Source organism: Paenibacillus sp. FSL R5-0749 (genome assembly GCF_038595085.1).
GTDB lineage: Bacteria > Bacillota > Bacilli > Paenibacillales > Paenibacillaceae > Paenibacillus.
Window position 1 is genome coordinate 1,209,973 of record NZ_CP152005.1, and the last position, 26,389, is coordinate 1,236,361.

22 protein-coding genes are annotated in these 26,389 nt (G+C 47.1%); 18 read left to right on the plus strand and 4 right to left on the minus strand.

Annotated elements, in window-relative coordinates:
* The first annotated feature begins 6 nt into the window (after positions 1 to 6).
* The 4 genes from MKY85_RS05315 to MKY85_RS05330 all read left to right on the plus strand — a co-directional run bounded on the left by MKY85_RS05315 (position 7) and on the right by MKY85_RS05330 (position 8,659).
* Positions 7 to 1,377, plus strand: coding sequence for an ABC transporter permease (locus MKY85_RS05315; RefSeq protein ID WP_342572004.1), 1,371 nt, complete (start codon positions 7 to 9; stop codon positions 1,375 to 1,377).
* 28 nt (positions 1,378 to 1,405) lie between these two features.
* Positions 1,406 to 2,482, plus strand: coding sequence for an efflux RND transporter periplasmic adaptor subunit (locus MKY85_RS05320; protein WP_342572005.1), 1,077 nt, complete (start codon positions 1,406 to 1,408; stop codon positions 2,480 to 2,482).
* A gap of 525 nt (positions 2,483 to 3,007) precedes the next feature.
* A complete protein-coding gene (locus tag MKY85_RS05325; protein ID WP_342572006.1) occupies positions 3,008 to 5,452 on the plus strand; it encodes a glycoside hydrolase family 6 protein in 2,445 nt (814 codons plus the stop codon).
* A 795-nt stretch (positions 5,453 to 6,247) separates the two neighbouring features.
* Positions 6,248 to 8,659: a rhamnogalacturonan lyase gene (locus MKY85_RS05330; RefSeq protein WP_342572007.1), complete on the plus strand. Its 2,412-nt coding sequence runs from the start codon at positions 6,248 to 6,250 to the stop codon at positions 8,657 to 8,659.
* Between the two features lie 134 nt (positions 8,660 to 8,793).
* On the opposite strand, the gene MKY85_RS05335 is transcribed toward MKY85_RS05330, so the two are convergent.
* Positions 8,794 to 9,408, minus strand: a complete 615-nt coding sequence (locus MKY85_RS05335) for a histidine phosphatase family protein (RefSeq protein WP_342572008.1) — start codon at positions 9,406 to 9,408, stop codon at positions 8,794 to 8,796.
* Positions 9,409 to 9,590: 182 nt separating this feature from the next.
* On the opposite strand from MKY85_RS05335, the gene MKY85_RS05340 reads away from it, so the two are divergent.
* The 10 genes from MKY85_RS05340 (at position 9,591) to MKY85_RS05385 (ending at position 17,762) form a co-directional block, all read left to right on the plus strand.
* Positions 9,591 to 10,604, plus strand: coding sequence for an AraC family transcriptional regulator (locus tag MKY85_RS05340; protein ID WP_342572009.1), 1,014 nt, complete (start codon positions 9,591 to 9,593; stop codon positions 10,602 to 10,604).
* Positions 10,605 to 10,792: 188 nt separating this feature from the next.
* Complete coding sequence (locus tag MKY85_RS05345; protein WP_339259152.1) at positions 10,793 to 12,298, plus strand: alpha-glucosidase/alpha-galactosidase; 1,506 nt, start codon at positions 10,793 to 10,795, stop codon at positions 12,296 to 12,298.
* A gap of 270 nt (positions 12,299 to 12,568) precedes the next feature.
* Positions 12,569 to 12,928, plus strand: coding sequence for a PadR family transcriptional regulator (locus tag MKY85_RS05350; RefSeq protein WP_339239986.1), 360 nt, complete (start codon positions 12,569 to 12,571; stop codon positions 12,926 to 12,928).
* Positions 12,925 to 13,620, plus strand: a complete 696-nt coding sequence (locus MKY85_RS05355; RefSeq protein ID WP_339259153.1) for a permease prefix domain 1-containing protein — start codon at positions 12,925 to 12,927, stop codon at positions 13,618 to 13,620. Before MKY85_RS05350 ends, MKY85_RS05355 begins: the two co-directional genes overlap by 4 nt.
* Positions 13,617 to 14,174, plus strand: a complete 558-nt coding sequence (locus tag MKY85_RS05360) for a DUF4825 domain-containing protein (RefSeq protein WP_342572010.1) — start codon at positions 13,617 to 13,619, stop codon at positions 14,172 to 14,174. Before MKY85_RS05355 ends, MKY85_RS05360 begins: the two co-directional genes overlap by 4 nt.
* 129 nt (positions 14,175 to 14,303) lie before the next feature.
* The gene (locus MKY85_RS05365; protein WP_342572011.1) at positions 14,304 to 15,074 is read left to right on the plus strand and encodes an amino acid ABC transporter substrate-binding protein; all 771 of its coding nucleotides are present in this window, start codon (positions 14,304 to 14,306) and stop codon (positions 15,072 to 15,074) included.
* Positions 15,075 to 15,185: 111 nt separating this feature from the next.
* On the plus strand, positions 15,186 to 15,845 hold the full coding sequence (locus MKY85_RS05370) for an amino acid ABC transporter permease (protein WP_342572012.1): 660 nt from the start codon (positions 15,186 to 15,188) through the stop codon (positions 15,843 to 15,845).
* 33 nt (positions 15,846 to 15,878) lie between these two features.
* A complete protein-coding gene (locus tag MKY85_RS05375) occupies positions 15,879 to 16,634 on the plus strand; it encodes an amino acid ABC transporter ATP-binding protein (protein ID WP_340909845.1) in 756 nt (251 codons plus the stop codon).
* 385 nt (positions 16,635 to 17,019) lie between these two features.
* Positions 17,020 to 17,367: a DUF4190 domain-containing protein gene (locus tag MKY85_RS05380; protein WP_342572013.1), complete on the plus strand. Its 348-nt coding sequence runs from the start codon at positions 17,020 to 17,022 to the stop codon at positions 17,365 to 17,367.
* A 17-nt stretch (positions 17,368 to 17,384) separates the two neighbouring features.
* Complete coding sequence (locus tag MKY85_RS05385; protein WP_342572014.1) at positions 17,385 to 17,762, plus strand: hypothetical protein; 378 nt, start codon at positions 17,385 to 17,387, stop codon at positions 17,760 to 17,762.
* A gap of 107 nt (positions 17,763 to 17,869) precedes the next feature.
* Here MKY85_RS05385 and MKY85_RS05390 read toward each other — a convergent pair whose 3' ends face one another.
* Positions 17,870 to 20,056, minus strand: a complete 2,187-nt coding sequence (locus MKY85_RS05390) for a YhgE/Pip domain-containing protein (RefSeq protein ID WP_342573277.1) — start codon at positions 20,054 to 20,056, stop codon at positions 17,870 to 17,872.
* Positions 20,057 to 20,133: 77 nt separating this feature from the next.
* A complete protein-coding gene (locus tag MKY85_RS05395) occupies positions 20,134 to 20,712 on the minus strand; it encodes a TetR/AcrR family transcriptional regulator (RefSeq protein ID WP_339239997.1) in 579 nt (192 codons plus the stop codon).
* A gap of 281 nt (positions 20,713 to 20,993) precedes the next feature.
* On the opposite strand from MKY85_RS05395, the gene MKY85_RS05400 reads away from it, so the two are divergent.
* A complete protein-coding gene (locus tag MKY85_RS05400) occupies positions 20,994 to 21,770 on the plus strand; it encodes a hypothetical protein (protein WP_342572015.1) in 777 nt (258 codons plus the stop codon).
* A gap of 207 nt (positions 21,771 to 21,977) precedes the next feature.
* On the opposite strand, the gene MKY85_RS05405 is transcribed toward MKY85_RS05400, so the two are convergent.
* On the minus strand, positions 21,978 to 23,714 hold the full coding sequence (locus MKY85_RS05405; protein WP_339242932.1) for a HAMP domain-containing methyl-accepting chemotaxis protein: 1,737 nt from the start codon (positions 23,712 to 23,714) through the stop codon (positions 21,978 to 21,980).
* A 590-nt stretch (positions 23,715 to 24,304) separates the two neighbouring features.
* Between MKY85_RS05405 and MKY85_RS05410 the strand changes: the two genes are divergently transcribed.
* Genes MKY85_RS05410 through MKY85_RS05420 form a run of 3 tightly spaced genes read left to right on the plus strand, consistent with a single transcriptional unit; the run spans position 24,305 to position 26,379 of the window.
* A complete protein-coding gene (locus tag MKY85_RS05410) occupies positions 24,305 to 24,514 on the plus strand; it encodes a tautomerase family protein (protein WP_339240000.1) in 210 nt (69 codons plus the stop codon).
* 56 nt (positions 24,515 to 24,570) lie between these two features.
* Positions 24,571 to 25,488, plus strand: coding sequence for an ABC transporter permease subunit (locus MKY85_RS05415; protein ID WP_253442400.1), 918 nt, complete (start codon positions 24,571 to 24,573; stop codon positions 25,486 to 25,488).
* A 12-nt stretch (positions 25,489 to 25,500) separates the two neighbouring features.
* A complete protein-coding gene (locus MKY85_RS05420) occupies positions 25,501 to 26,379 on the plus strand; it encodes a carbohydrate ABC transporter permease (RefSeq protein ID WP_124117211.1) in 879 nt (292 codons plus the stop codon).
* Positions 26,380 to 26,389 lie beyond the last annotated feature (10 nt).

The window sequence follows — 26,389 nt, forward strand, 5'->3', positions numbered from 1 at the left end:
GGAAATGTGAGAATACGGGATGTAGCACGTATGGCCTGGGGACAGATCATTCGCAGGAAAATGGTCACACTGCTGTGCATGATGGGGTTGTCCATCGGTTCTGCCGCCATGATCATTGCACTTAGCGTGGGGCAGTCCGTACAGGCCTATAGCGAGAAAACATTGAACGACAATTACAAGATGGATGAGATCACAATTACGCCCAATGAAGGCATACGTACGGGGAACGGCAAGGGGGGCGGTCAGAGCTCGACATTTGAACGCGGTGCGCTGACGCTGGAGAAGATTCAGATTATTCAGAGAATTCCCCATGTGGTTGCTGTGGCACCCATGTTAAAGCTGGATTCGTTGGAGATGGTGCTTCCGGATGGTCGCAGTACATACGTTGAAGTTATTGGCACGGAGCTGCAGACCCTGGGCGGGTTCGGATATAAATATGCCGAGGGACGTGCGGCGGAGGATGGTCGTATGGCGGTGACCAGCTATGGGGCCGCATTCGGACTTGTAGACCCGAAAGTAACTCAGAAGTTATTCGAGCAGTTGAATGCTGATCCATATAACAATGAGCTCCTGCAGCAGTATACGGAAATGTCATCCAAGCAGGATCAGTTGGTTCAGCAGCGTGTCCAGTTCCGATATGAAGATTATGCGGATGCGAGTAAAACCAAAATGAGTGGGTCTGTACGTGTATCAGGCGAGCTTACGAAACCTTCCAACATGGATGAGATGAGTGCTCAGGGTGACAAAAAAGTATATCTGCCGCTGGACACAGCACGTGCATTGCAGGATGAGCTTGGATTGCAACAGGCGGATAGTAGTGCAGCCAAGCGTCTGAACTCAGCCTTGGTCAAAGTGGAGGATAAACGCTATGTATCCCAGGTTGAAGAACAGATCCAGAAGCTGACGTTAAATACACAGAGCAATCTCTTCCAGGAGGAAGCAATGGCTGGCCAACTGGCGATGTATCAACAAGCGGCATTGGGCATCGGTGGTTTTATCATGTTGCTGGCCTCGTTGTCCATTGTTGTAGCGATGATCATGTCTACGCATCAACGGCGCAAGCAGATTGGTGTAATGAAGGTGCTGGGGGCGAATCTGTGGCAGATCCGCCAGATGTTTATAACGGAAGCAGCGATGCTTGGATTAATGGGCGGCTTGGCAGGTGTTGGAATTGCTTTTGCTGCCCTCGACGGGGTGAACAGTCTGCTCGCGAGTCAGATGGCAGATCAGGTCAGTGGTCCGATGACCGTGGTTATTCAGCAGTCCGCTCTGCCGCTCGGCATCGTGTTTGCTGTGCTGGTCGGTGTTGTTTCGGGAATATATCCGGCAATTAGCGCATCGCGGACCAACGCATTAGCTGTGATCAAATCAATGTAATTTTATCAGCGAAAGGGAAATTGGGCACATGAAGAAATGGATTAAAATCATCATCACGGTTGTACTTTTGGCAGGTGTGGGGTACTGGCTGTATGAAAAGTACAAACCAAAACCGGAGGCACCTGTTGAGATCCCGCCGCCAATTACGTTTGATGTTACACAAGAAACGATGACGCAAACGATTCAGGTAAAAGGGAAATCCGTATATACCGATCAGACGGATATCTATGCTCCATATGCTTCGAACATCCAGCAGTGGCATGTGAAAAGTGGTGAGCAGGTGAGCAAGGGGGATATCCTGTTTACACTCGACACGTCCACGTTACAAACGGAAGTCGAACAATTGCAGAGCGATCTGGAGAAAGCCCAGCTTGAAAATAAGATGAATCAGGTTAGCCTGGATCAGGCGAATATGAGCGAACCGCTTGGCGTGACGGAAGAAGAGCGCAAGAAGGCATTTGCGGACCGGGAAGCCAAACGCCTGACGTATGAATTGAATCAAAAAGCACTGGTCCTGAAGGAGAAGGAGATACAGAAAAAGCAGGCCGTGATGAGCAAGTCCACTGTGTATGCTTCCGCCTCCGGTATATTTCAGATGAATGAAGAGGACAGCAAGACACGTGCAGTGACGGAAGGACAGCTAATCGGGTCCATTACCAATATCAGCAAACTGAAATTCATGACGATTGTTGGCGAAGAAGAGATGTTCAGACTTAAGGTGGGCATGCCGGTTAAGGTACGAATGACAGCGCAGAAAGACCTGCAATTCACCGGGAAGGTAAGCAAGGTGTCCAAGTTCGCCCGGAAGAGTACCGATACAGACCTCAAGCAGGCTTCGCAGTTTGACGTGGTCATTGATCTGAAGCCGGATGCAAGGATGTATGGAGGCGTGAGTCTGGAAGGCGATATCGAGACGATGCGTAAGGATAAAGTGACGGTTGTGTCCAGCTTGGCCATCATGCGGGATCAGACCGAACCTTACGTCCTGTTAGACAAAGGGAACGGACTGACAGAGCCGCTGACCATTAAGGCTGGAATGGAATCGGGGGACAAGACGGAAGTGGTAAGTGGGTTAAAACCGGGAGATGTCGTTGTTCTGCCCTAGACAAACGGGTGAAATTCGACCTTAATCAACACGAGGTTCATTGTGGTATAAGGCCAGGATGAGCCTCTGGTGTGGTTAGGGGCAAGGGGTGTCCAGATTCCTGCCTGGATTATGGAAAAAAATATAATTAAATTTATTTAATTCAATTTACAGTAATATTTACATGTCGTATAATCGTACATAAGGAGGTGACACCGAACATCAAGTTTGTAGATGGGCAGGCGATGGCCTTTTTTTAAACCGATTAAAGAAAGCGCTTACTGAAGTGAAAGATTCAAGTATCCTGTAAATCCATCTCCACACTTCTTCATGTCTAACACACAATCACCCACACCCACCACATTATACTCATTCTCATGGTTCACCCTCACACAATTTGTTTGATCAAGATTCCTGTTATACAACCATTTCTTATGGAGGTGATACAACCAACTCATCCGAACGTTCTCTTCGTGCTAAGCATTATCATGACACAGAGGATCAGACATGAGTACAACCCAATCTAACTAAAGGAAAGGTGGAACTATGAAGACTACATTGAAAACCAGATCAAGAGGTAAGAAGATCCTGCGCAAAGGAGTAAAGCAAATGTTGGCGGCAACACTGCTGGCGGCGGGGATTTTCCCGGGAATGTCTCCGGGCCTGACTCAGGCGGCTGAAGCACATGTGGATAATCCATTTGTAGGGGCAACAGCTTATTTGAATGAGGACTATTCGGCTCTTGTGGATACGTCCATTGCGTTGACCAATGATGCATCGCTGAAGGCACAGATGGAGACGGTCAAATCGTATCCAACCGCAGTGTGGATTGACCGGATTGCTGCGATCTATGGCGGTACGGACAATGCGGGTCGCAAAAGCGTTGAGGAACATCTCGATGCTGTTCTTGCCCAAAAGAAACCCGGGACACCAATAACGGCTTCATTTGTTATCTATAACTTGCCAGGTCGGGATTGTCATGCCCTTGCTTCGAATGGTGAACTTCCACTAACACAGGCTGCACTACAGACGTATAAAACGGATTATATTGATGTGATTGCAGATATCTTCGCAGATCCGAAGTATCAGGATATTCGCATTATCGCTGTCATTGAACCGGACAGTCTGCCTAACCTTGTGACCAACCTGAGTACACCAGCTTGTGGTCAAGCCAGCTCAACAGGTATCTATGAGGCCGGTGTGAAGTATACATTGGACAAGCTGCACGCGATTCCGAATGTGTACAACTATCTGGATATCGGTCACTCCGGCTGGCTTGGATGGGATAACAACCGTTCTGCAGCAGTTGCGTTGTATACGGACGTAGTAAATGATACTGCGGCAGGTCTGCAGAGTGCAGATGGCTTCATTACGAACACGGCGAATACCACACCGCTGGGAGAGCCGAACCTGTCCAACCCGGATCTCAATATCGGTGGACAACCGATTAAATCAGCCAAGTTTTATGAGTGGAATCCGTATTTTGACGAAACCGATTTCACCGCTGCGCTGTATACCGATTTTGTACAAGCCGGCTGGCCAAGCAGCACAGGTTTCCTGATCGATACTAGCCGGAACGGTTGGGGCGGGGTAGACCGTCCAACATCGGCTACGGGCAGCAACATCAACGATTATGTGAATTCCGGACGTGTAGATCGCCGGGAGCATCGGGGGAACTGGTGTAATGCCAGTGGAGCTGGCATAGGGGAAGTCCCTAAGGCAGCGCCAGGACCAGCGCATCTGGATGCTTATGTCTGGGTGAAACCTCCAGGTGAATCCGATGGCTCCAGTTCCGAAATTCCGAATAACGAAGGCAAAGGTTTCGACCGGATGTGTGATCCGACCTTCACCACTCGGGATGGTGTACTAACAGGTGCATTGCCCAATGCTCCGGTATCGGGTCACTGGTTCCATGATCAATTCGTGGCACTGGTGAAGAACTCATTCCCTGTGCTGCCTGCAAGTAATGGTGGAGGCAATCCTCCGGGAGGTAATACAGCTCCGGCTGCACCCACAACTTTGACGGCTACTGCCGGTAACGCTCAGGTCTCCTTGACGTGGACGGCTTCTGCAGGTGCAACGAGTTATAGCGTGAAGCGGGGACTGAGCGCATCAGGTCCATTCACAACGATCGCAGCCAATGTGAGTGGAACATCTTACACCAACACTGGCTTGATCAATGGCACAACCTATTATTATGTGGTCACGGCAACCAATGCTGTAGGTGAAAGTGTTAACTCTGCCACAGCAATTGCTACACCGGTTGCAGGTGTAACGGCGCCAGCTGCACCGACTACGCTCACAGCAACCGCAGGTAATGCACAGGTGAGTCTGACGTGGACTGCCTCTACAGGTGCAGCAAGTTATAATGTGAAACGGGCGCTGAGTGCAGCAGGTCCGTTCACAACAATCGCGACGAATGTGAGTGGTACGTCATACACCAACACTTCCCTGACGAACGGAACAACGTATCATTATGTGGTAAGTGCAGTGAACACAGCAGGGCAAAGTGCCAATTCTGCTGTAGCTTCCGCGACACCTCAAAGTGTCGTTGTACCGACAAGTGATCTTGTCCTGCAATATCGTGCTGGAGATACCAATGCGCTGGACAGCCAGATCAAACCGTATTTCAACATTAAAAATCTGGGCAGTACTGCTGTGAATCTGAGTGATCTGAAGATCCGGTATTACTTCTCCAAAGAAGGATCGGCTGCAATGGATTCTGCCATTGATTACGCTCAAGTTGGCGGAGCCAATATTCAGCGCACCTTCACAGACTCGTATGTAGAGCTGAGCTTCACAGCTGGCGCTGGTAGCATTCAGGCTGGTGGACAGACTGGCGATATCCAGCTTCGCATGTACAAAACAGACTGGTCCAACTTTGACGAGACGAATGATTACTCCTTCGATCCAACGAAAACATCCTATCAGGATTGGAACAAGGTAACACTCTATCAAGGTGGAAACCTGGTATGGGGCATTGAGCCTTAAACTTTATTTGTAACTGTCTTAACCGCGATCCTCAGTGTGTTAGAGGATCGCGGTTTTTGCTATGCATTACAAGAGTCATTCTAGATTGAAGTTCTCACTTGAACAATGTATGTATAATCGCTTGAAGATCCGTAATTAGGGATGTAAGAGCGGGCGTATCAGGCTGGACTGTCCTCTGTTCATGAAAATGAGCAGGGGACAGCCCTATTTCTTTTCTAACGAACAGAGGACACGCTATTCAGTTGAATTGATGCATTTGATAAATCTAACGAATCGTAGACACGCTATTTAGTTAATTTGGGTAGATTTTGATCCTCTTAGACTCGTTTTGGTCCAAATAAGGTTACTGAGATTCGTTAGGATTCGTTGTTGCAGTTTCACCACCTAATAGGGTGCGTGGGATTCGTTAGAAAAAACTTGGCGGTGAGTCGGAATCATGCTTCAGCTTGAATCGTTCATCGGTTTGATTTCCGAAGTGACTCCTAAAAACACTGAATATTGATCGTTTTGGACGGATATTTGCCTAGGGTCTGGCAGGCAGGATGTCTATAATAGAACCGGATGGGCGGGATCACCTCGCTCAGATTGGAAAGAGAATGAAAGGAGGACCGCACTCTGGTAGTCGGGCAAGCTGATTTCTCTTTTTTAATTTTGTAAGCGTAATCATTAAAGTTTGGAATCATTCGTTGAAGAGGTCTACATGGGTGATCGAATGCCCATACGGGTAATTGAATGCTCAATCATCATCGAAGTGTATCAGCATCATCTATTCTGTCTCAAGGAGCGTGAAGGTGGATGAACTCAGAAACAACAGCGCCGGTACATAAGGGATCGGCTTCAGGTCAGCAATCCGGTCGCAGGAAGGCACGGCTGCCACTTGCAGCCAAGGTACTCTCTTCGGCACTCAGCGTAGCTTTGCTTATCGGAGGAACAGCGGGAGTCACTGGAGCCGAAGCTTCGAATGGAAATAGTACAACGGAGAGTGGCCTGCAATCACATAAGGGGGGCAGTCACTTGAAAGAGATTCAACTGGAATATCTGGATCGCGGTCTGGTAGCTGCATCAACATCCGAAGGTGTTTTTCTTAGCTGGAGATTGCTTGGTGACGAGGCCACAGGGTATAGCGATAAAGGGCTGACAGGTACGGACTTTAACGTCTATCGTGATGGCAAAAAGATCGCTACGGTCACGGATAGCACCAACTATGTAGATGCCACAGGTAAATCCTCTTCCCGTTATGAAGTGGCAGCGGTGAACAAAAAGGGTAAGGAGAGCAAACGCAGTGCATCCATCAAACCTTGGGCGAACGGCTACGTGGATATTCCACTGCAAAAACCGGCCGATGGGGTGACGCCTGCCGGCGAAGCCTATACGTATTCCGCCAATGACATGAGCGTGGGTGATGTGGACGGGGATGGCCAATATGAGTTTTTTGTGAAATGGGACCCTTCCAACGCCAAGGATGTATCGCAAAAAGGATACACGGGTAAAACCTACGTAGATGCTTACACCCTGGACGGACAATTGCTGTACCGGATCGATCTTGGAGTCAACATTCGCGCAGGTGCTCATTATACACAGATGCTTGTTTACGATTTTGACGGGGATGGCAAGGCTGAGATGATGTTCAAGACTGCTCCGGGCACGAAAATAATCCAATATAACAAAAAAGGAAAAGTGACATCCGAGAAGTATATCACCTTACCGAAGGAAGACCGCAAGGCAGGCGTGAAGAACGAGGATGATTATCGTTTAAGTGCTGACGGTTACTACGATCACGTGGTGGATATGTTCAGAAACTGGCATAAACACGAAGAGGTAGTGAAGGGCAACTGGCCTGCGACATTGGAAGAGGCATTTGGAATGGAGAAAAAGTATAACTATCCATTATCTCAGCAGGATGCCGAGAGCTTGGCCGATTACTTCATTGATGTCTACGCGGTAGAACGCAGCAACCGAAATGAGTTGCGCAAGTTCGAAGGCTTTATCGTGGATGGGCCGGAGTATGTCACCGTATTTGAAGGGAAATCAGGCAAAGAGCTGGAGACGATCCCCTACGAACCTGAACGTCATGATGATGGCTTGATGTGGGGCGATTATGCCATGGCACGGATTGAACCGGGCAATCGGGTGGACCGTTTCCTGGCGGGCGTGGCTTATCTGGATGGCAAGAAACCATCTGCAATCTTTGCACGCGGATACTATACACGTTCAACCATGGTTGCTTATAACTGGGATGGCAAGAAGCTGAAAAAGGAATGGAAAGTGGACAGCGGCTGGACACCGATGAAAAATCCGTTCAATGACGGGCCGCATGGCGTGGATGGCACAGATCCCGTGTACGGCTCGATTACAACCCAAGGCGCGCACTATTTCAGTGTGGCGGATGTGGATGGAGACGGCAAACAGGAGATCATCTATGGCTCAGCCACAATTGATCATGATGGTAGCGTACTGTATAGCTCCACAGACCTGATGCCAGCCGAAAGTGCTGCACCGGGAACGATTGCCCGTCTGGGTCATGGGGATGCCCTTCATGTAGCAGATATCGACCCGGATCGTCCGGGACTTGAGATCTTCATGGTTCACGAGGGTGGTCCGTGGGCTCCATATGGCTACTCCTTGCGGGATGCGAAGACCGGAGAAGTGATCTATGGCGGATACACAGGGAAAGATACGGGACGCGGCATGGTGGGGGATGTTGATCCAAACCGTCGCGGTCTGGAGACATGGGCTGTAGGCTTATGGACAGCACAGGGTCAGAAAATCAGTGATCAAGCCCCGGGAACGAATATGAATATCCGTTGGTCTGGTGATATGACGACACAGATCGTAGACGGTGCGATTGATGTTACTCCAACCATCAAGGATTGGAATCGTGGCACGTTGCTGACGGCAACAGGCACATTGACTAACAATTACACCAAAGGTACGCCTTCTCTTGTAGCTGATATCTTCGGGGATTGGCGGGAAGAGATGCTGGTGAGAACCACCGACAGCTCAGCAATCCGCATCTATCTGAGTACCGAGAAGACAGACCGCAAGTTGTACACGCTGATGCATGATGCAATGTATCGTGTAGGTATTGCCGGACAGAACAGTGGATACAATCAGCCTTCTTATCCGTCCTTCTACATGGCATCGGATATCGACTGGTCCAAAGTACCGCTGCCCAAGTTCTACACGCCAGGTAAAGGCAGAAAATAATTGAAGTGCTTTAAAGCTCTGGAATCTCCCATGTGTCTTGGCATATGGAGGTTTCAGAGCTTTTTTACATGAGGATCGGTGGACATCACTTGGCGTTTTTCAATCTATCCGTGATAAGTCATTCTTCTACATCCTTAGTTAGAGTCTAGATGCGCGGTAGAAGCGAATGCCTTTATGGTGTATTTACCTTGATCATGTATTAAGGTGGTGATGGAGCACTCAGGAATAAGCTGATTCTGCATCGCTATAAAGTCGGAATGCCAGACATTAAGCTCGCGCTCGGTGAAGGTTTGCACCAGGAAATCCGTAATGAGTCCACCATGTGTAACCACAATAATGTTACTGTTCTCCTGCTCTTCATTCGTCAATTCGGTTAAGCGGGAGGCCAGACGTTCACCAGCCTGTTTGGCCGAGTCTCCCACGGGTGGAATGTAATCTGGGTCAGACGTACATCGATCCCACATCGCAATGAATTCTTCGAATGACTGATCTGGGCAATCTCCCCAATTGGCACGTTCACGCAGGCGAGGATCTTCGGTTATACGGGCATGGGTATGGCGGGCAATCATACTTGCAGTTTCTTGGGCACGCCGAAGTGGGCTGGTAAGAATTTTAGTAACAGGAAAGGCAGCTCTGGCAAAATGAAGTGCTGTGGCTTCGGCTTGTAACGCCCCTTCGGAAGTGAGGGAGACATCACCGATTTGTCGTTCTTTAAGTCCATGTCTTACCAGATGAAAGGTGGTACTCATGCGTGGAAACCTCCTTAGTTGTAGACCATTTACATAAAATATTAGATAATATACTAATTATATATTTGTCTAATTAAATAATGCAAATGAGACTTTTAAGCAAGACAGTTTATATCCAACCTACATAATTGTTACAATGGAGAAAAGTGAGGATCGATCGTTGAAGGACTGGAGGTATGGACATGAGCATCTCGAAGCGCTGGGCAGGAAGTCTGTATCAGGAGGCATTGCGAACAGAGGATTGTGGGCCGCGTTTTTACGCGTACTATTATAAGCAATGGGACAACTACCGTATGTCCTATCACCATCATGATTCCATGGAGATTATGTATATTATTTCGGGAATGTGTCGTGTGGACGTACTGATGCCGGACGGGAGCTCGGAACAGGCTGTTCTGAAAAAAGGGCAGTTCATTATGCTCGATGCCGGCGTCCCGCACCGTTTGCTGGTGGAAGATGGCGTGCCTTGCCGGATGCTCAATGTAGAGTTTGGATTCTCGGGAACACCAGCCGGTCAGCTGTCCATTCGACAGCTCGTACAGGAAGAGGAAGAAGTCCACACTTTGCTGGCCAATGCCTCGCCATATCTGGTACTGCCTGACCCGGAAGAGGTGTATTACATTATGAAAAGTCTGGTGTTGGAGCTCGATCAGCGTGGTCTATTGGAGCAGGGAAGATCCTCTGTCCCATTAGGCGTTATTCCCAGAGAGGACCGCGCACAACATCGCGAAGCCCGGAATCTGTCGTCCCCGGAACAGGGAATGCTGGTGCGCACGTTGTTCATCCAGTTGATAGTCCGTGTAGCACGTCTGCGCGGAGAAATGAACCGGAGTGCGCCAGATCAGGCGGAGCTGTATGTCAAACGAACGATCGAATTCATGCACCATAATATGGATCGCAATATTCAGATGAAGGACATTGCCGCAGCCGTCAATCTGCATCCGGGTTATTTGCATCGCATTTTCCGTCAGCACACGCAGCGTACACCAACCGATTACCTGACCATGCTTCGCATGGAGAAGGCCAAGATGCTGCTACAGCAGACGAATATTCCGATTTCTGAGATCTCCGACTATGTTGGAGTAGGGAGTCGTCAGTATTTTCATATGTTATTCAAAAAATATACCGGCTGTACGCCTGTTGAATTTCGCTCCTCGATGGAACGACATGTGAGTCAATATCCGACGGATGAATGAGTCATTTGCAGTAATTTCGAAGATAAGTGTATTAGTGGATCTGGTCTTTAAAAGTTAGGATTTTTGACAACAGGGACTTGAACAGGTCATGATTTTGATAACGCTTCCCCTATTGGCGTTGGTACAATGATTTCATGAAGAGAGTCATTAACCGAAGCGAAATATTCGGATTAGGGGAGGATATAAACATGTCGTTTAAAGTGGCGTTTATCGGGGCAGGAAGTATCGGATTCACTCGGGGATTGCTGCGGGATTTGCTCACGGTACCGGAGTTTAACAACATCGAAATTGCGTTCTGCGATATTAGCCAGCACAATCTGGACATGGTGACGGAGCTGTGTCAGCGGGATATTCGTGAGAATGGATTGAATATTCAGATTCAGCCGACAACGGATCGGAAAGAAGCGTTAAAAGATGCGAAGTATGTACTGTGTACGATTCGTGTTGGTGGACTGGAAGCTTTTGCAACGGATGTGGATATTCCACTGAAATATGGGGTAGACCAATGTGTCGGCGATACGCTGTGTGCAGGTGGCATCATGTACGGACAACGCGGAATTGCCGAGATGCTGGACATCTGTAAAGATATTCGTGAACAGAGCGCACCGGATGTACTTCTCTTGAACTATTCCAATCCGATGGCGATGCTCACATGGGCATGCAATAAGTATGGCGGTGTGCGGACGATCGGACTGTGTCATGGCGTACAGCATGGTCATCATCAGATTGCGGAAGCTTTTGGCTTGAAAAAGAGTGAAGTGGATATTATCTGTGCCGGCATCAACCATCAGACCTGGTATATTCAGGCTTCTCATGAAGGCAAAGATCTTACAGGTGACCTGCTCGAAGCCTTCGAAAAACATCCCGAGTACAGCCGCACCGAAAAAGTGCGGATCGACATGCTGCGCCGCTTCGGATATTACAGTACAGAATCGAATGGTCATCTGAGTGAATATGTGCCGTGGTACCGCAAACGTCCGGAAGAGATTAACGAATGGATCGACCTGGGCAACTGGATCAACGGAGAGACAGGTGGGTATCTGCGGGTATGTACCGAGGGGCGCAACTGGTTTGAGACGGATTTCCCTAACTGGATGAAGGATGAACCGATGCAATTCATTCCCGAAAAACGGGGCGAGGAGCATGGTTCGTACATTATCGAAGGGCTTGAGACCGGACGTGTCTATCGCGGACATTTTAATACCGTTAATCAAGGAGTCATCTCGAACCTGCCGGACGATGCGATTATTGAAGCACCAGGATATGTGGATCGCAACGGCATTTCTATGCCACATGTAGGTGATCTGCCACTAGGACCAGCCGCGGTATGTAATGTGAGTATTTCCGTGCAACGTCTGGCAGTTGAAGCTGCGGTGAACGGAGACGACCAATTACTTCGTCAGGCGTTCATGATGGACCCGCTCGTAGGTGCCGTATGTAATCCAAAAGAGATCTGGCAGATGGTCGATGAGATGTTGGTTGCACAGGCTCAGTGGCTGCCACAGTACGGGGATGCGATTGCTGCCGCAGAAGCAAGACTTGCTGCGGGTAATCTTATTCCGACGAAGGAGTATGAAGGTGCAGCACGTCTTAAGGTGAAAACCGTTGAAGAGATGCAACAGGATCGTGATGCTGCCAACAAAAACGCAGGTGAATCCGATAAAGGCAAGGATCGTGAGAAAGTGCAGCAATAGACAAAACGAGTATAGGGCTTCTCCATAATTGGAGGAGCCCTGTTTTATTTTTTTGGACGCCGCGGACGAAGGCTAAAGTAACGTTCACATCGTGCTTATGAATTGTATTATAACCACCTCTTTATTCCTTCCAGGTGAAGAGCAAGAGAGGAATATTGCAACGTTGCTCACTTTGAGGCGTATTTACCATGTGATGCATATTACCTTTACAGACATAGTAATATGTCTTATAGTATACGAAGGATGGAAGAAAGTCGGTGAATTTTGCAGATGGATGTTCAAGTAATTAACAGTGATCTGATTCGGGGCAATATTGACCCCATCATTCTGAGTGTACTTATACCTTCTGATAACTATGGTTACAGCATTATTAAGGAGATCTATCGCAAGAGTGGAGAGCAGTTTGAATTGAAGGAACCTACGCTTTATTCCAGTTTGAAGAGGTTGGAGAAGAGTGGATATGTGGAGTCCTACTGGGGGGAAGAGACGCAGGGAGGACGACGCAAATATTACCGGATTACAGTGCAAGGCCTCGAAGCCTATAGAGAGCAGGTTCAAGCTTGGCAGGCAGCCAAGGCACTGATTGATTGTATGATTGTCACTGGAGAAAAAGGAGATGAAGACCTATGAGATTGGAAGCACGCATCACCCGTCATGTGAATCGTCTGTTCGCTCACTCACCAGATACATTGGATAATCGGGAATTAAAAGAAGAGATTCACAGTAATCTCGCTGCGCGGATTGACGATTATATCTCGCAGGGGATGAGTGAAGATAAGGCGTTCCAGACCGCCATTCAGCATATCGCTGGTATGGATCAAGTGATGAGTGACCATCGGAGAGTGCAACGTGTTCCGTACTGGACAGCGTTATTACAGTCTGCTCTGATATATTGCCTTATAGCCTGGATCATAACCATTCCAACGAGGGTGGTGATGCAAGGCTCCGCCATAAACAACCTGCTTATGCTCGTGAGCCTCCTTGTTGGGGGATCATATGTATTGTATATGTTGACCAACAGGACGAATGATCCGGCAACTTCAGTGAAAACTACAGTGATTCAAACCGATGCCTTTATGCGGTGGAATCGCAGAATTTGGTGGTTATGGGCGGTGTTCATGATTGTACTATGGGGAACACAGGCGGCGTTGCGATTTGGAAGCAACATCTGGTTTAATCGACCCATTCAGGTGGATGGACCTTATCAATTTGCTGTGATGGCCATTGCCTTTGCTATCCCGCTATTGAGCGTTATTATTCCTTTGGTAGTGCATCGGGCGTATCGGATCATTAGCAAATATGAAGTGAGTGATGTGTCATGAGAGGAAAAAATATATGGATTATTGCACTCGTTGTTCTCGGTGTGGTTGGCCTTGTGTTCGTGGAGGGTTTCGTTAATCCGAGGATCGAGGCACAGCAGGATCAGTATGAAGCAGAGCAGAATAATCCGCTGACGCATGATTTTGCCGCTTTAGTGAAATACCGCAGTCCCTACATGGGTGATAATTCCAACCTTAGTCATTTGAATCAGGCCTTACCTTTACGAGAAAGATTGGATGGTTACCAACTGTACCCGGAGACGTTCACGGCTCAAGTGAATTATAGCTTGGATACGCACGAGATGGATACAGAGGAACTTGAGCGGATACTGGTATATAATGCGATTGCGAACTTTGTGATGATCGATAATCTGGAGCAGGTTGTCTACCAGTTAGAGAATACCAGCTATACCTTACGTCGTGAATCTGCCCAACAATGGACAGGTACGGAATTAAAGAAGCTTCAGAACCTGGAGCTATGGAATTCGATTGTACGCGAGAAGCTCGTGGAAACGGCACAAGTGAAAGCAGCTTTTTCACAAATTGTTGACAATTAAGTTGCATGAAATAGAAGGAAATAGGCAAGAGACTCGACTCTTCTTCCATGCTATGTTATTATAAATCTCTGATAACGTGGTAACGAACTAAAGCGTTTGGTTTTGGTTATAGATATGGAGGGGTTCAAGTTGAGAAAAAAAGCGATTCTACTATTATTCATTAGTATATGTGTATTGATTGTAGCGGGTTGTTCCAGTTCCGCAAGCAAAGACGATAACACGATTGTTGTAGGCATTGACGATAAGTTTGCTCCAATGGGTTTCCGAGATGAGCAGAATGAAATTGTTGGTTTTGATATTGATTACGCACGAGCTGCAGCGGAGAAAATGGGTAAAGAAATCACATTCCAGCCGATCGACTGGTCTTCCAAAGAATCAGAGCTGAACAGTGGTCGGATCGACATGATCTGGAACGGATACACCATTACGGATGAGCGCAAGGAGAAAGTGCTCTTCACGAAGCCTTACCTGGAAAACAGTCAGGTCGCGATTACCTTGGCAGACTCGCCAATTACGAAGCTGGATGAACTTGATGGTAAAAATGTGGGATTACAGGCATTGTCCTCGGCGGCAGATGCACTGGCAGCTAGTCCCCTGAAGGATAAAGTAAAAGCTTCCGAATTCAAAGATAACGTGCTTGCTCTGACTGACTTGAAAACAAAACGTCTGGATGCGGTCATCATTGATGAAGTAGTCGCGAGATACTACATGTCCAAGGAAGAGGGAGCATTCAAACTGCTGGATGAATCTCTTGCACCGGAACAATATGGAATAGGTATCAAAAAAGGCAATGAAGAGCTTCTGAATCAGCTGCAAAAAGCCTTGGATGAGCTCAATGCAGACGGAACAGCAGCTAAAATCTCCACTCAATGGTTGGGTGAAGACAAGGTTCTGAAATAGACAGGTTACACACCTGATATATAGTTTGAACAAAACGGACCCCGTATTCCACGCTGGAGCGATACATGCCCCAGAGGAATGCGGGGTTAACAGATTAGAGGAGACAAAATAATGAGTTGGGATTATATATTGACCATTTTAAAACCTATGCTAGAGGGTGCACAAACAACGATCATCATGTTTTTGGTAGCCATTGTATTGTCTGTCCCACTTGGATTTGCTGTAACGCTCGCCATGAGGAGCCAGTTTAAACCATTGGCATGGTTTGCCCATACGTATGTATATGTGATGCGGGGAACCCCATTACTTCTACAGGTGTTTTTCTTTTGTTTTGGCCTTCCTTTGCTTCCGGTAATTGGTGAGCATTTGGTGTTTGATCGCTTTGTTGCAGCGGCGATTGCGTTCATCTTGAACTATGCGGCGTACTTTGCTGAAATCTTCAGAGGCGGGCTGCTGTCCATTGATAAAGGGCAACATGAGGCGGCAAAGGTACTTGGATTAACGAAGTGGCAGACGATGACCAAAGTCATTATTCCTCAGATGATTCGTGTGGTACTGCCCGCAACAGCCAATGAGTCCATTACGCTGATCAAGGATACGGCACTGCTCTATGCCGTGGCTGTACCCGAGCTGTTGTATTACGCCCAAGCGGCAGTGAATCGGGACTTGCAGTTAATCCCGTTCTTCGTAGCGGCGATTATGTATCTGCTCATGACTCTCGTGCTTACTTTACTGTTCAAGGCGCTGGAGAAGCGGTTTTCATATGAATAAATTAAATCTGATTAATCAAAGGACTGTCTGCATATGACCCATATAATAGAAGTAAATCAGTTGAGAAAATCATTCGGCACACTTGATGTGCTGAAGCAGGTATCCTTCAATGTGGAACCAGGCGAAGTGATCGCCGTAATTGGGCCCTCGGGTTCAGGTAAAAGTACGATGCTGCGCAGCCTGATTCATCTGGAGGATATCTCGGGCGGAACGATTCGCATTCAGGATCAGACATTGGTGGATAATGGTCGTTACGCGGGTGCCGCAGATATTCGCAAGATGACGGATCGTATGGGTATGGTATTCCAGCATTTCAACCTGTTCCCACACCTGACCGTACAGGCTAATCTGGAACTCGCACCGAAGACTTTGAAAAAAGAAAGTTCAAGTGTCATCCGGTACCGCAGTCTGGAATTACTCGGCAAAGTAGGACTGTCGGACAAGGCTGATGTCTATCCAGCCAATCTGTCGGGTGGACAGAAACAGCGTGTTGCCATTGCACGTGCACTCATGATGCAGCCTGACATTCTTCTGTTTGATGAGCCGACATCGGCCCTCGATCCGGAGTTGACCGGGGAAGTGTTACGCGTAATCAAACAACTTGCGCAGGAAAACATGACGATGATGATTGTCACGCATGAGATGGGCTTCGCCCGTGATGTTGCGGATCGTGTGTTCTTCATGGATAACGGGGAGATCGCAGAGGCGGGACCGCCAGAACAGATCTTCGGCAATCCAAAGCTTGCACGTACTCGGACATTTTTGCAGCGGGTGGAAGTGGAAGGATAGAAGACATTGCATCTAAGAAATGTGGAAAGAACGCAATCCTATGAGTAGTAAGGGATTGCGTTCTTTTTTAATAATAGCTTATGTCCACAGGTATGTATTCCAGATAATTAATACCATGGTCAACACGATATAAGTCACTACATTCCAATGTGTTCGAATTGCATAAGTGGTATAACTCATAATTCCAAACAAAAAAATACTAAATCACAACGAGTTCTAAACTTCATATTCTAGAAGTACAATGTTTAAGCTTACGCTTCAATTACGTGTTCAGAGGAGGGATAAAATAAAATTAATAACAACTTGCTATTTACAAAATGTGGTACACTCATGCCCTCTAAAACATTATAATGAACATACTTATTAAACAGGGAGAGGTTCTACGTTGGAACATCGCGATCGCGAAAATGATGTGAATCGTTATTATAACGATTCACTTCCACCACCACCTTATGTAATACCAAAAACCAATAGTAAATCAATTGCAGCTCTTGTCTTGGGCATATTGTCCATCGTAATTCCATACGTGGGATTACTGATTGGTATTGTTGCCATCATCATTGCCTCTATATCGCTCAAAGAAATGAAGACCCGCATGGAACAGGGCAGAGGATTAGCCATTGCTGGCCTTGTCTGTGGAATCATCAGTGTAGCGTTGTATGTATTACTGATTACGCTCGCGCTGTTATTTTCTTTTGCTGTCTCGAGTTCTGATATGTACTCTACATACTAGGAATAGGAAGAATATAAATGCTATTGATCACTAGAAAATCTATATACCGTTTAGTTCAACCATACAGAGAACCTGATATGCTGGCCTGTTACGCCATTTCACAGACGATTTCATCACCGACGAGTAAAGCGATTTTACTAATCAATAGAGACAGATTAAAAGTTCTCTTTCTCAATGTATTTTCCTCGAAAGTTGTAGAAATAATTGATTTTGCTTTGGATGATCTGAAAAATCAAAAATTAAAATCTGGAATGGGGCTCTCCGCTATGTGGTCATTCCAGCTCAATGGTACCCATTGGCGATTTAGCATGATCAAGAAAATGCTTACCCTTGGCTCCATGCAAGGTGATTTACTGAGTTTTCTGAACCAACACATTGTGAAGGATCTTGGCTAAACTCAATATCAAAACTAACAAAAAGACAAAGGCATATCCTTTTAGCCCAGACTTGCGATCATCCAGCGAGTCAGGACAAGGGGATATGCCTTGTCTATTTTTTCATACTACGCGTGAAGTGCAACTTCACTGCTAACGTTTTCGCTCTCCGTGGTGCGGTGCATCAGGAAGTACGTTAGAGTTCCTCCAAGACCAATTACCGCAAAGATGCACAGTATACCGAGCTGATCCCAAGCCACGCCGAACTGTCCGCTTGAGATAACTGCTTTATAACCTGTTACCGAATAGGTCATAGGCAGCCATGGATTAAACACCTTCAACCAGTTTGGAATCAGTTCGAGCGGGAAGGTGCCCGCGCTGGTCGTAAGCTGGAAGATTAGCATCAGAATTGCGAGGAATCGTCCCGGATTTTCCAACCAAGTCACCAGTGCCTGAATGATGTACATGAAACTTAGGCTGGTCACAAAGCTGAACAAGAGGAACAACGGAACGCTCTGAACTTTCAGACCCAAGCCGTACAATACGAGCCACGAAGCAAGTAGGGATTGCACAGCACTCATAAGTGTGAAAGCCAGCGTTTTACTCACAAAACGATTCCAGCCACTTGCCTCGCTAACCGTGCTGCCGCGTGTTGGCACAACCAACGTGGCGATCAATGCCCCGACAAACAGCCCCAGTGACAGGAAGTATGGCGAGAATCCTGTACCATAATTGGGTACCTCATTATATTTATGCTCATCGACCTGAACAGGCTCCGCATACATCGTTACCAGTTCATCGGTCTTTTTCACACTCCCCGTCTGCTCAGCCGCTTCATTCAGCTTGGTGGCAAGTTCACCAGAGCCATCCGTTAACGTCAACGTACCTTCTTTTAACTGACCGGCACCGTCATCCAGCTTATGTGAGCCATCTGCAAGTTTTGAGATTCCGTCTGTGAGCTGGCTTACACCCGCAACCAACTTGCCTGCACCCGCATCCAATTGACCTGAACCGTCCGCAAGTTTGGCTGCTCCAGACGCTGCTTCGGATAATTTGGAATTGAATTGCTGTAGGCCCGTCGCAAGCTTTTCGTGTCCGGCGGATAATTGCGTGGCACCTTGTACGAGTTGTTGTTCACCCTGTGCCAACTGGCTGCTGCCTTGATGCAGTTGCTGCTGTGCAGCGTACAGGTTTTGGCTGCCTGCGACCAACTGCTGTCCGCCCTGATACACTTGTTCACTGCCAGCGGCTACGGCCTGACTTGCTGCCAGGAGCTGCTGAACAGCAGGACTTGCGGCCAGTTCCGGACTGGCTTCAGCCAATTGGGCGAGCCCTTGTGCAACCGCTTTGGCACCTTCACTAACTTTGCCGCTGCCCTCAACAGTGCTTTGCAGTCCAGCTGTTAGCTTCGCACTACCTTCCTCGGAAGCCGCCAGCCCTGCATCCAGCTTAGCCGCGCCTTCCTGAGCAGATTGAAGACCAGCCTGTAACTGTTTGCCGCCCATTTCGGCCTGGGTTGCTCCATCACTCAGCTTCGTGCCTGCTGTTGCGAGTTGGGATAGCCCACTGGAAAGGGCACTTGCGCCAGTATGAAGATCACCTGTGCCTTGGGCGAGAGTGGACGTACCTTCTTCTAACGAAACCACGCCCGTTTCGAGCTTGTCGGTGCCAGCAACCAGTTTGGAGAGGTTCTCTTTTAATGTAGCAGCACCCTCATCCAGTTTGATCGCACCATCATGAATCTGACCTGCGCCATCCCCGGCATCCGCCAGACCGCCTGAGATTTTTTCGACCTGATCCAATAACGTTTCGGTATACGATTCTGTGACTTTGGCAGCAACTTTGGAGCGGATTTGTTTAACCGCCGTGCCACCGATCTGACCCGCGAGGAAGTTGTATCCTTCATTGGGTTCGTAGATCAGATCTGCTGGCTCAGGGTGCTCATCCATCAATGTCGTTGCTCTGGAGGAAAAGTCCTCCGGAATAACAATCGTCATATAATATTTATTGTCTTCCATGCCTTGATCTGCTTGTTCACGAGTGACGAATTGCCAGTTGAAATCATCGCTTTTTTTCAATTCATCGATCAGATTCTGACCGACCTCCAGTGATTTGTCGTTGTAGACTGCACCCTGATCCGTGTTGACCACGGCTACAGGTAATTCATTCATTTTGCCATAAGGGTCCCAGAATGCATTCAGGAACAGGCCGCTATACAATACCGGAATGAACAGTACAACGAGAATCGGAATAAATACTTTTGGTTTCTTGAAGGCGGACTTTAGATCCTGCCCAAATACGTGGAATGATTTCATCATGTTCTCTCCCTATCCTTACGCTCATCCATTTGTTCTATCTCTATTATGTGTTGGATCTAGTGGGTTGCCTTTCTCTAGGTGGGGGATAAGCCATTCTTGAGAAAGAGGCCCACAAAATCCTTGATCTGATCCTTATGCAGCGTAGGATGCGCTTTGTTCCAATCCGAGGTTAAGGTGACATACAGCTTCAGCAGGACAAAAGAAACCAGTTTGGGATCGTCTCTGCGAATCTGCTCTAACTCCATGGCACGGCTGACCTGACGCTCCAGATATTCGAGAATGGCTGTCTCCACTTGCTGCAAACCTTCCTTGGCTTGCAGTGTACCGAACTCGTTAACCTCCTGAAAAAGCTTGATCAACAACTCATGTTCCTCCCGGTACTCCAGCAGAGAGTCCATACTCATATGCACGTTATCCAGAAAGGAATTCTCTTCCTTCACGGTCTGCTCTGTAATCTGTCTCATGTCCGTAATGATCGAGCGCAGAATCTCGCTGAACAGTTCTTCTTTATTTTCGAAAAAAGTATAGATCGTTCCCTTGCCCACATTGGCAAGTCTCGCAACCTGCTCCATCGTTGTGGCCTTGTAGCCAAACAGGGCAAAGGATTTCTCGGCAGAGTCCATAACCTGTTGCCTTCGATCTATCGTTTTCATGGTATTTACACCTCCTTGTGGTTGAAAGGATAAATGGGAAGATAAAACTTTTATGACCGATTTACTATTATGGTCAGTTGGTCGTTAACAAATGTAGCACTTGAACAGGGAAGGTGGATGTGATCTTTGTCATAAAAGTGCTGGGATAGGTTCCATAGGTGCGAATGTGATGCTCATATGAAAAAGCAATGACGGAGCGTTTAACGAGTAAAATACTGAGCGAAAAAAAGCTTGTAACTATGTCTTCGTTGAATCCGTCTAATAGGTTGAGGTGATTGAGAATGAAACCATTTAAATATTGGAGCCAGCGTTTGAGTATGCTTTTGATGCTAGTCATTATTGTTGGCTGTGGAATATCGAATAAGGGGGAAATAACATCCAAACCCCATGAAACGAATACGGAAGAAGTGGCAAAGGAATCAACGAAGGGATGCCCGGGAACCATTGAATGGATTGATTTTCTGATGTTCAATGATGTTACATACTTTCAAAACAACGAAGGGACCAAAGAGGTACCTGCAGAGCAAATTGGGGACAGGATAGGGGAAGTGAGCTACATGCTGAACGAGCATGTGTGTGCGGATCACGTGACCGAGAATGGAGATGCGGCATATCTTCCAATTGGAACGGTTATATATGAACTAAAAGGTTATAAGTCACATTATCGCGTGGTAGCGAATAATAAGGTTTACGAAGCAAAAGAAAATCCCCATGCGAAGACAATGGGAGACCTGATGGACATTGAAGGCAAAGTGGAAAAAGTCAGCCTTGAAAGCGGCAATGATGGCAGCTCAATTGGTGACTTCCCCCAGGAAGCCGCATCTGAATTCATGAACGAGCTTCTGCCGTTGCGATACGTTGGCTTTGATGAAGTGTATAAGAAATCCAAGCATGAGACAGGAATTTTTTTACGTGTGCATCTTCAAGATGGAACATCATTTCGAATGGTTTATTACCCAAAAGCAAATGCTTTCTCAGCAGGAGCATTTGGAACAGAAAAGTTACAATTGTTAATCGTTTCTCAGAGAAAAGAAATTAAAGCAGCTGCTGGATTATAGAGTGGAGTGGAGTGGAGGTTCAACAATTCAGCTACAATGACGAGAAAAAGATGATTATAAATGCAGAAGAATTACTGTCTGTTAAATGATACCTGGAATCTATCCACCTACTCTGGTAACAACAAAAAACCAAGGCTTCGAGTTAGTCACTCATGCGCCTTGGTTTTTTACTGTGTCGTAATTTTGGTTATCTGCGACTTATTGCTTCTATTCTGCTCGTACTTTAAAGAATGAGATCAGTTCTTGCAGCTGCTCGGATACAACCGAGAGTTCATCGGAGGCACTCACAATGGCAGCCATGGAGGCTTCCTGCTCTTCAATGGACTGCTCAATTTGTTTACTGCTATTCGCTGCCTTGCTGACATTGGCAGAGAGTTCATCCGCCGTAGCAGACATTTCTTGTGTACTTGCCGAGATTTCTTCGGTAGAACTGGAGATATCCTGAATCTGGTTTGCAACTTTATTCGTAGCAGTCAGAATATTCTCGAAGAATACACCTGTCTCTTGGGTAACTTCCAAGCCTTTCGTTACTTCCTTGGAACCCAGCTGCATCGCCGCGGCAGACTGAGTGATATCCCGCTGGATCTCCTCAATTAATTGTCGAATCTGCTTGGCTGATTCCTGGGATTGTTCCGCCAGATTACGCACCTCGCCTGCAACCACGGCAAAACCTCGTCCTTCTTCACCCGCGCGTGCTGCCTCAATGGAAGCATTGAGCGCCAGCAAGTTGGTTTGTCCGGCAATCTCCGTAATGAGATTAACAATGTTGCTAATCTCATTCGAGTTATTTTCCAACGATTGAATCGAGTTCGACGTATTTTGTACTGCACCGGAGATCAAGCGCATCTGCTCAATAACTTGCTGCATCACCACATTACCTGTACTGGAGCGCTGCTCCATGCTGAGTGCTTCGTCTGCCACATCAGCTGAACTGCTGGCGATGGTCTGTACGACCGTTGACATCTCTGTCATGGCACGTGCATTCTCTACCGTTGCTTTGTCCTGAGACACCAGTCCGGTGGAGATCTCCCGAATATTTGTGCTGATGGATTGAATGTTCACATTATTTTTCTCGGAAATGCCCAGTAGTTGTTTGGAAGATTCCGAGAGGTGATGTGAAGTATTCTGTACTTTATAGATGGTTGTATTGAAGCGATGGATCATCGCATTAAACTTCTCGTTGATGATACCCAGATCATCTCGCCCGGTGTCGATGATTACGTCCAGATTACCCGTGCTGACTTCTTCGATACCTTTCATCAGGTTGCGAATTGGAAGCAACGTTCTTTTCAGCAATATGAATTGCAACACCATGAACAGGATCAGGAATCCGACAAGGAACATCAATCCGTACGTAAGCAATTCCTTAAGTCCTTTTGGAACGGCACTTGCATCAACATCGAAGTAAAGAGCAGCGTACATGGAGCCATCTGCATTATTAATAGGGTAGATCAGAGTGGTCCAAGTTCCGTACTCGTCCGTGTAGAAGTCACTGAAAGCAGGCTTCCCGTCCTTTTTCATCTGTTCCAGCACCACAACGTTATTTTGAGGTAGCGGATACATGGCACCTGCGGGCAGATTACCTTCCTCAAATGGTTGCAACAGGTTCGTTGGAATGGCGATGATGGACGTTCCGTCTCCTTCTTCAAGTTCTGAACCGAAAATGTACGCCTGTGCGATGTTTGGATAGAACTCATGGATGGAATCAAGGTAAGCTTTCATTTCCTGCTGTACAGGACCGGAGTAGCTTTTTTCCTTAGCCGCTTCTGCCACTTTGGCAGTGTCGAGATCATCGTACCATTTCTGGGTGATGACGGTAGCCTGGTCGTGCAGCTGTTCAACCAGAATGTTTTTCTGCAATTGATATGCGGCAGTGATCAGGATTACACCAATCAACGTGATACTGCCGAATGAAATCACCAAATTTTTGATAAAGAAAGGCATGGTACTCCAGCGAAGCTTATTAAACAAGATGGTTCACTCCTTCTACAAATATGAAAATGCACTATACCTGGATGGGATGCTATACGCTATGTAATCTAACGAATATTTAGTGGGAAATGATTATCGTGCAACTTCTATAATTCTTATTTTTACTGTGGTTATGTGACATTCTCTTATGATGCAGTGTGCTTCTTGCATTGTTACAAGTTCTACTTCACTTATAGGACCCCCAGGTAAGTTACTTCGTAGAATATATCGTTATAAAGTCATATTAATATTAGCTTTTCGTGCAAAAATGGTTCTAAGGTACTGGTTCTGTGGGCGTGTTTTTCGTTTTCGATCTTTATTATTACGTTTGTTAATGCAAGGTCAGAAGGACTGAAACATGATATAACAAGACGTTGGATTGATGACTAATTTCAAAATAAATGGGACTCCCCTTTCATAAAGGGGACCTTTTGGGTTTGTTTGCCATGACCTAAAGAAAACACAAGAGAACGAAAAGACAGTCCATTGTTGCCCTTATGCAGGAGCGCTAAGATAAAGTTGTTAAAGCGTTTACATTATGGATTGAAGGGAGCTTAACTCGGATGCCAGAAATTACGATCAGGCTGTATGAAGGCAGGACGGATGAGCAAAAGCAGGAGATAGTGGAGGTGTTCACACGCGAGCTCTCGCGTATTATCGACCGTGAGCCGAATTATATTTCCGTTGAATTTAATGAAATCCCATGGGACGAGAACGTTCCTGATAATTTGAGAGCCATGCAAACACAGAAGCAGGGAGGGGAGAAGACGTGAAGCCGGCGGATATCGTGCCACCAAGCCGGGGAACAACCGGACTTCACTCGTCTGGTCTGGGCACCCGGCTCGGAGATACAGGACGTTATCTGTGGCGATACCGGATCCTATATCTGCTCTCCGTACCGGGTATCCTGTATTTTTTCCTCTTCAAATATGTGCCTCTCTTCGGCTCCATCATTGCCTTTCAGAACTACAACATTTTCAAAGGTATCACCGGCAGTGATTGGGTAGGATTGGAACATTTCCAGAAGATGTTCAGCCATTATGACTTTTTGCGAATTCTCAATAATACACTTCTGCTTGGACTATATGATCTGGTAATTGCATTCCCGGTACCGATCTTACTGGCCATTCTGCTAAATGAAGTACGGATGATTGTATTTAAGCGGTTGCTGCAAACGATTGTATACATGCCTCACTTTCTATCCTGGGTCGTTATTAGCGGAATCTTCATGGGCATTTTCTCGATGGATGCCGGGGTGGTGAACAAGGCACTTGGGTTTCTGGGGATGCAACCAATCTACTTTCTTGGAGAAGACTCGTATATTCGTTCCATTCTGATTGGTTCCGGCATCTGGCGTGACTCTGGGTATGGAACGATTATTTTCCTGGCAGCCATTGCTGGCATCAATCCCGATCTGTATGAGGCGGCAGAGGTGGATGGAGCCGGACGTTTGAAGCAAATATGGTCGATTACCCTGCCATCCTTGCTGCCGACGATTATGATCCTGCTCCTGCTGCACATTGGGAAGTTCCTCGATCTGGGCTTTGAGCGTGTGTTTGTATTCCTGAATCCGCTCAATCTGGAATCGGGTGAAATTCTCGATACGTATATTTACAAAGCCGGGCTTCTCTCACAGCAATACAGTTATACAACGGCCATCGGATTGTTCAAGTCGGTCGTGGGTTTGATGCTTGTTCTACTCGGTAATTTCTTCAGCAAAAAAACAACCGGCGAAAGCCTGTATTAGGAGGCGAGCTCTATGCGTACCCCCAGTGTCCGTTACCGTATATTTCGCATTGGTAATCTCGTTTTTCTAACGCTGCTCTCGTTGACGATGATTCTGCCTTTCATTAATGTGCTGGCCCAATCACTCAGCAGCTCGGAAGCGATCATGGGTGGAAAGGTTAGCTTCTGGCCTGTTGATTTTACCTGGATCAATTATGAATATGTATTTGGCGATGCTGCATTCTGGAGGGCATTTGCGGTATCGGTTGGGGTGACGCTGTTCGGGACGCTGGTCAATCTTGCGGCAACGGCATCACTTGCGTATCCTGTGTCTCGTCCAGAGTACAAGGGACGCTCTCTCGTTGTCATGTTTGTCCTGGTAACCGTCGTATTCTCGGCGCCGCTCATTCCGAACTTTATCCTGATGAAAGAACTGCATCTGGTTAACAATCCACTGGTGCTGATTGTGCCCGGAGCGATTAATGCCTTTAATTTCTTCGTTATGCGCTCGTTCTTCGCACAGCTGCCGGGTGAGCTGATTGACGCTGCTCGTATCGATGGCTGTGGAGAATTCGGTATCATCTGGCGTATCGTCATCCCATTGTCCAAACCGGCCATGGCATCACTCGGTATTTTCTATGCGGTAGGCCACTGGAATGCGTATTCCACGGCGCTCTATTATCTGAATGATCCGGCCTGGTGGCCGATCCAGGTAACACTCAAGAAGCTGTTTGAAAGTGACGATATTTCCGTCGATCCAGGTTCTGCCGTCTATAGCACCCTTGCGCATACATCGCCGGAAGGCATCAAAATGGCAACCATTATTATCGCCACCTTGCCGATCATTATCATTTACCCTTTCCTGCAAAAGCATTTTGTAAAAGGAATCATGGTCGGCTCCGTCAAATCTTAAGTACAAGCAA

Bases quoted from the DNA above. Each gene is read 5' to 3' on its own strand.
- MKY85_RS05320 (WP_342572005.1), top strand. From the start codon at position 1,406: ATGAAGAAATGGATTAAAATCATCATCACGGTTGTACTTTTGGCAGGT.
- MKY85_RS05325 (WP_342572006.1), top strand. From the start codon at position 3,008: ATGAAGACTACATTGAAAACCAGATCAAGAGGTAAGAAGATCCTGCGC.
- MKY85_RS05330 (WP_342572007.1), top strand. From the start codon at position 6,248: ATGAACTCAGAAACAACAGCGCCGGTACATAAGGGATCGGCTTCAGGT.
- MKY85_RS05335 (WP_342572008.1), bottom strand. From the start codon at position 9,408: ATGAGTACCACCTTTCATCTGGTAAGACATGGACTTAAAGAACGACAA.
- MKY85_RS05340 (WP_342572009.1), top strand. From the start codon at position 9,591: ATGAGCATCTCGAAGCGCTGGGCAGGAAGTCTGTATCAGGAGGCATTG.
- MKY85_RS05345 (WP_339259152.1), top strand. From the start codon at position 10,793: ATGTCGTTTAAAGTGGCGTTTATCGGGGCAGGAAGTATCGGATTCACT.
- MKY85_RS05350 (WP_339239986.1), top strand. From the start codon at position 12,569: ATGGATGTTCAAGTAATTAACAGTGATCTGATTCGGGGCAATATTGAC.
- MKY85_RS05355 (WP_339259153.1), top strand. From the start codon at position 12,925: ATGAGATTGGAAGCACGCATCACCCGTCATGTGAATCGTCTGTTCGCT.
- MKY85_RS05360 (WP_342572010.1), top strand. From the start codon at position 13,617: ATGAGAGGAAAAAATATATGGATTATTGCACTCGTTGTTCTCGGTGTG.
- MKY85_RS05370 (WP_342572012.1), top strand. From the start codon at position 15,186: ATGAGTTGGGATTATATATTGACCATTTTAAAACCTATGCTAGAGGGT.
- MKY85_RS05375 (WP_340909845.1), top strand. From the start codon at position 15,879: ATGACCCATATAATAGAAGTAAATCAGTTGAGAAAATCATTCGGCACA.
- MKY85_RS05385 (WP_342572014.1), top strand. From the start codon at position 17,385: ATGCTATTGATCACTAGAAAATCTATATACCGTTTAGTTCAACCATAC.
- MKY85_RS05390 (WP_342573277.1), bottom strand. From the start codon at position 20,056: ATGAAATCATTCCACGTATTTGGGCAGGATCTAAAGTCCGCCTTCAAG.
- MKY85_RS05395 (WP_339239997.1), bottom strand. From the start codon at position 20,712: ATGAAAACGATAGATCGAAGGCAACAGGTTATGGACTCTGCCGAGAAA.
- MKY85_RS05400 (WP_342572015.1), top strand. From the start codon at position 20,994: ATGAAACCATTTAAATATTGGAGCCAGCGTTTGAGTATGCTTTTGATG.
- MKY85_RS05405 (WP_339242932.1), bottom strand. From the start codon at position 23,714: ATGCCTTTCTTTATCAAAAATTTGGTGATTTCATTCGGCAGTATCACG.
- MKY85_RS05410 (WP_339240000.1), top strand. From the start codon at position 24,305: ATGCCAGAAATTACGATCAGGCTGTATGAAGGCAGGACGGATGAGCAA.
- MKY85_RS05420 (WP_124117211.1), top strand. From the start codon at position 25,501: ATGCGTACCCCCAGTGTCCGTTACCGTATATTTCGCATTGGTAATCTC.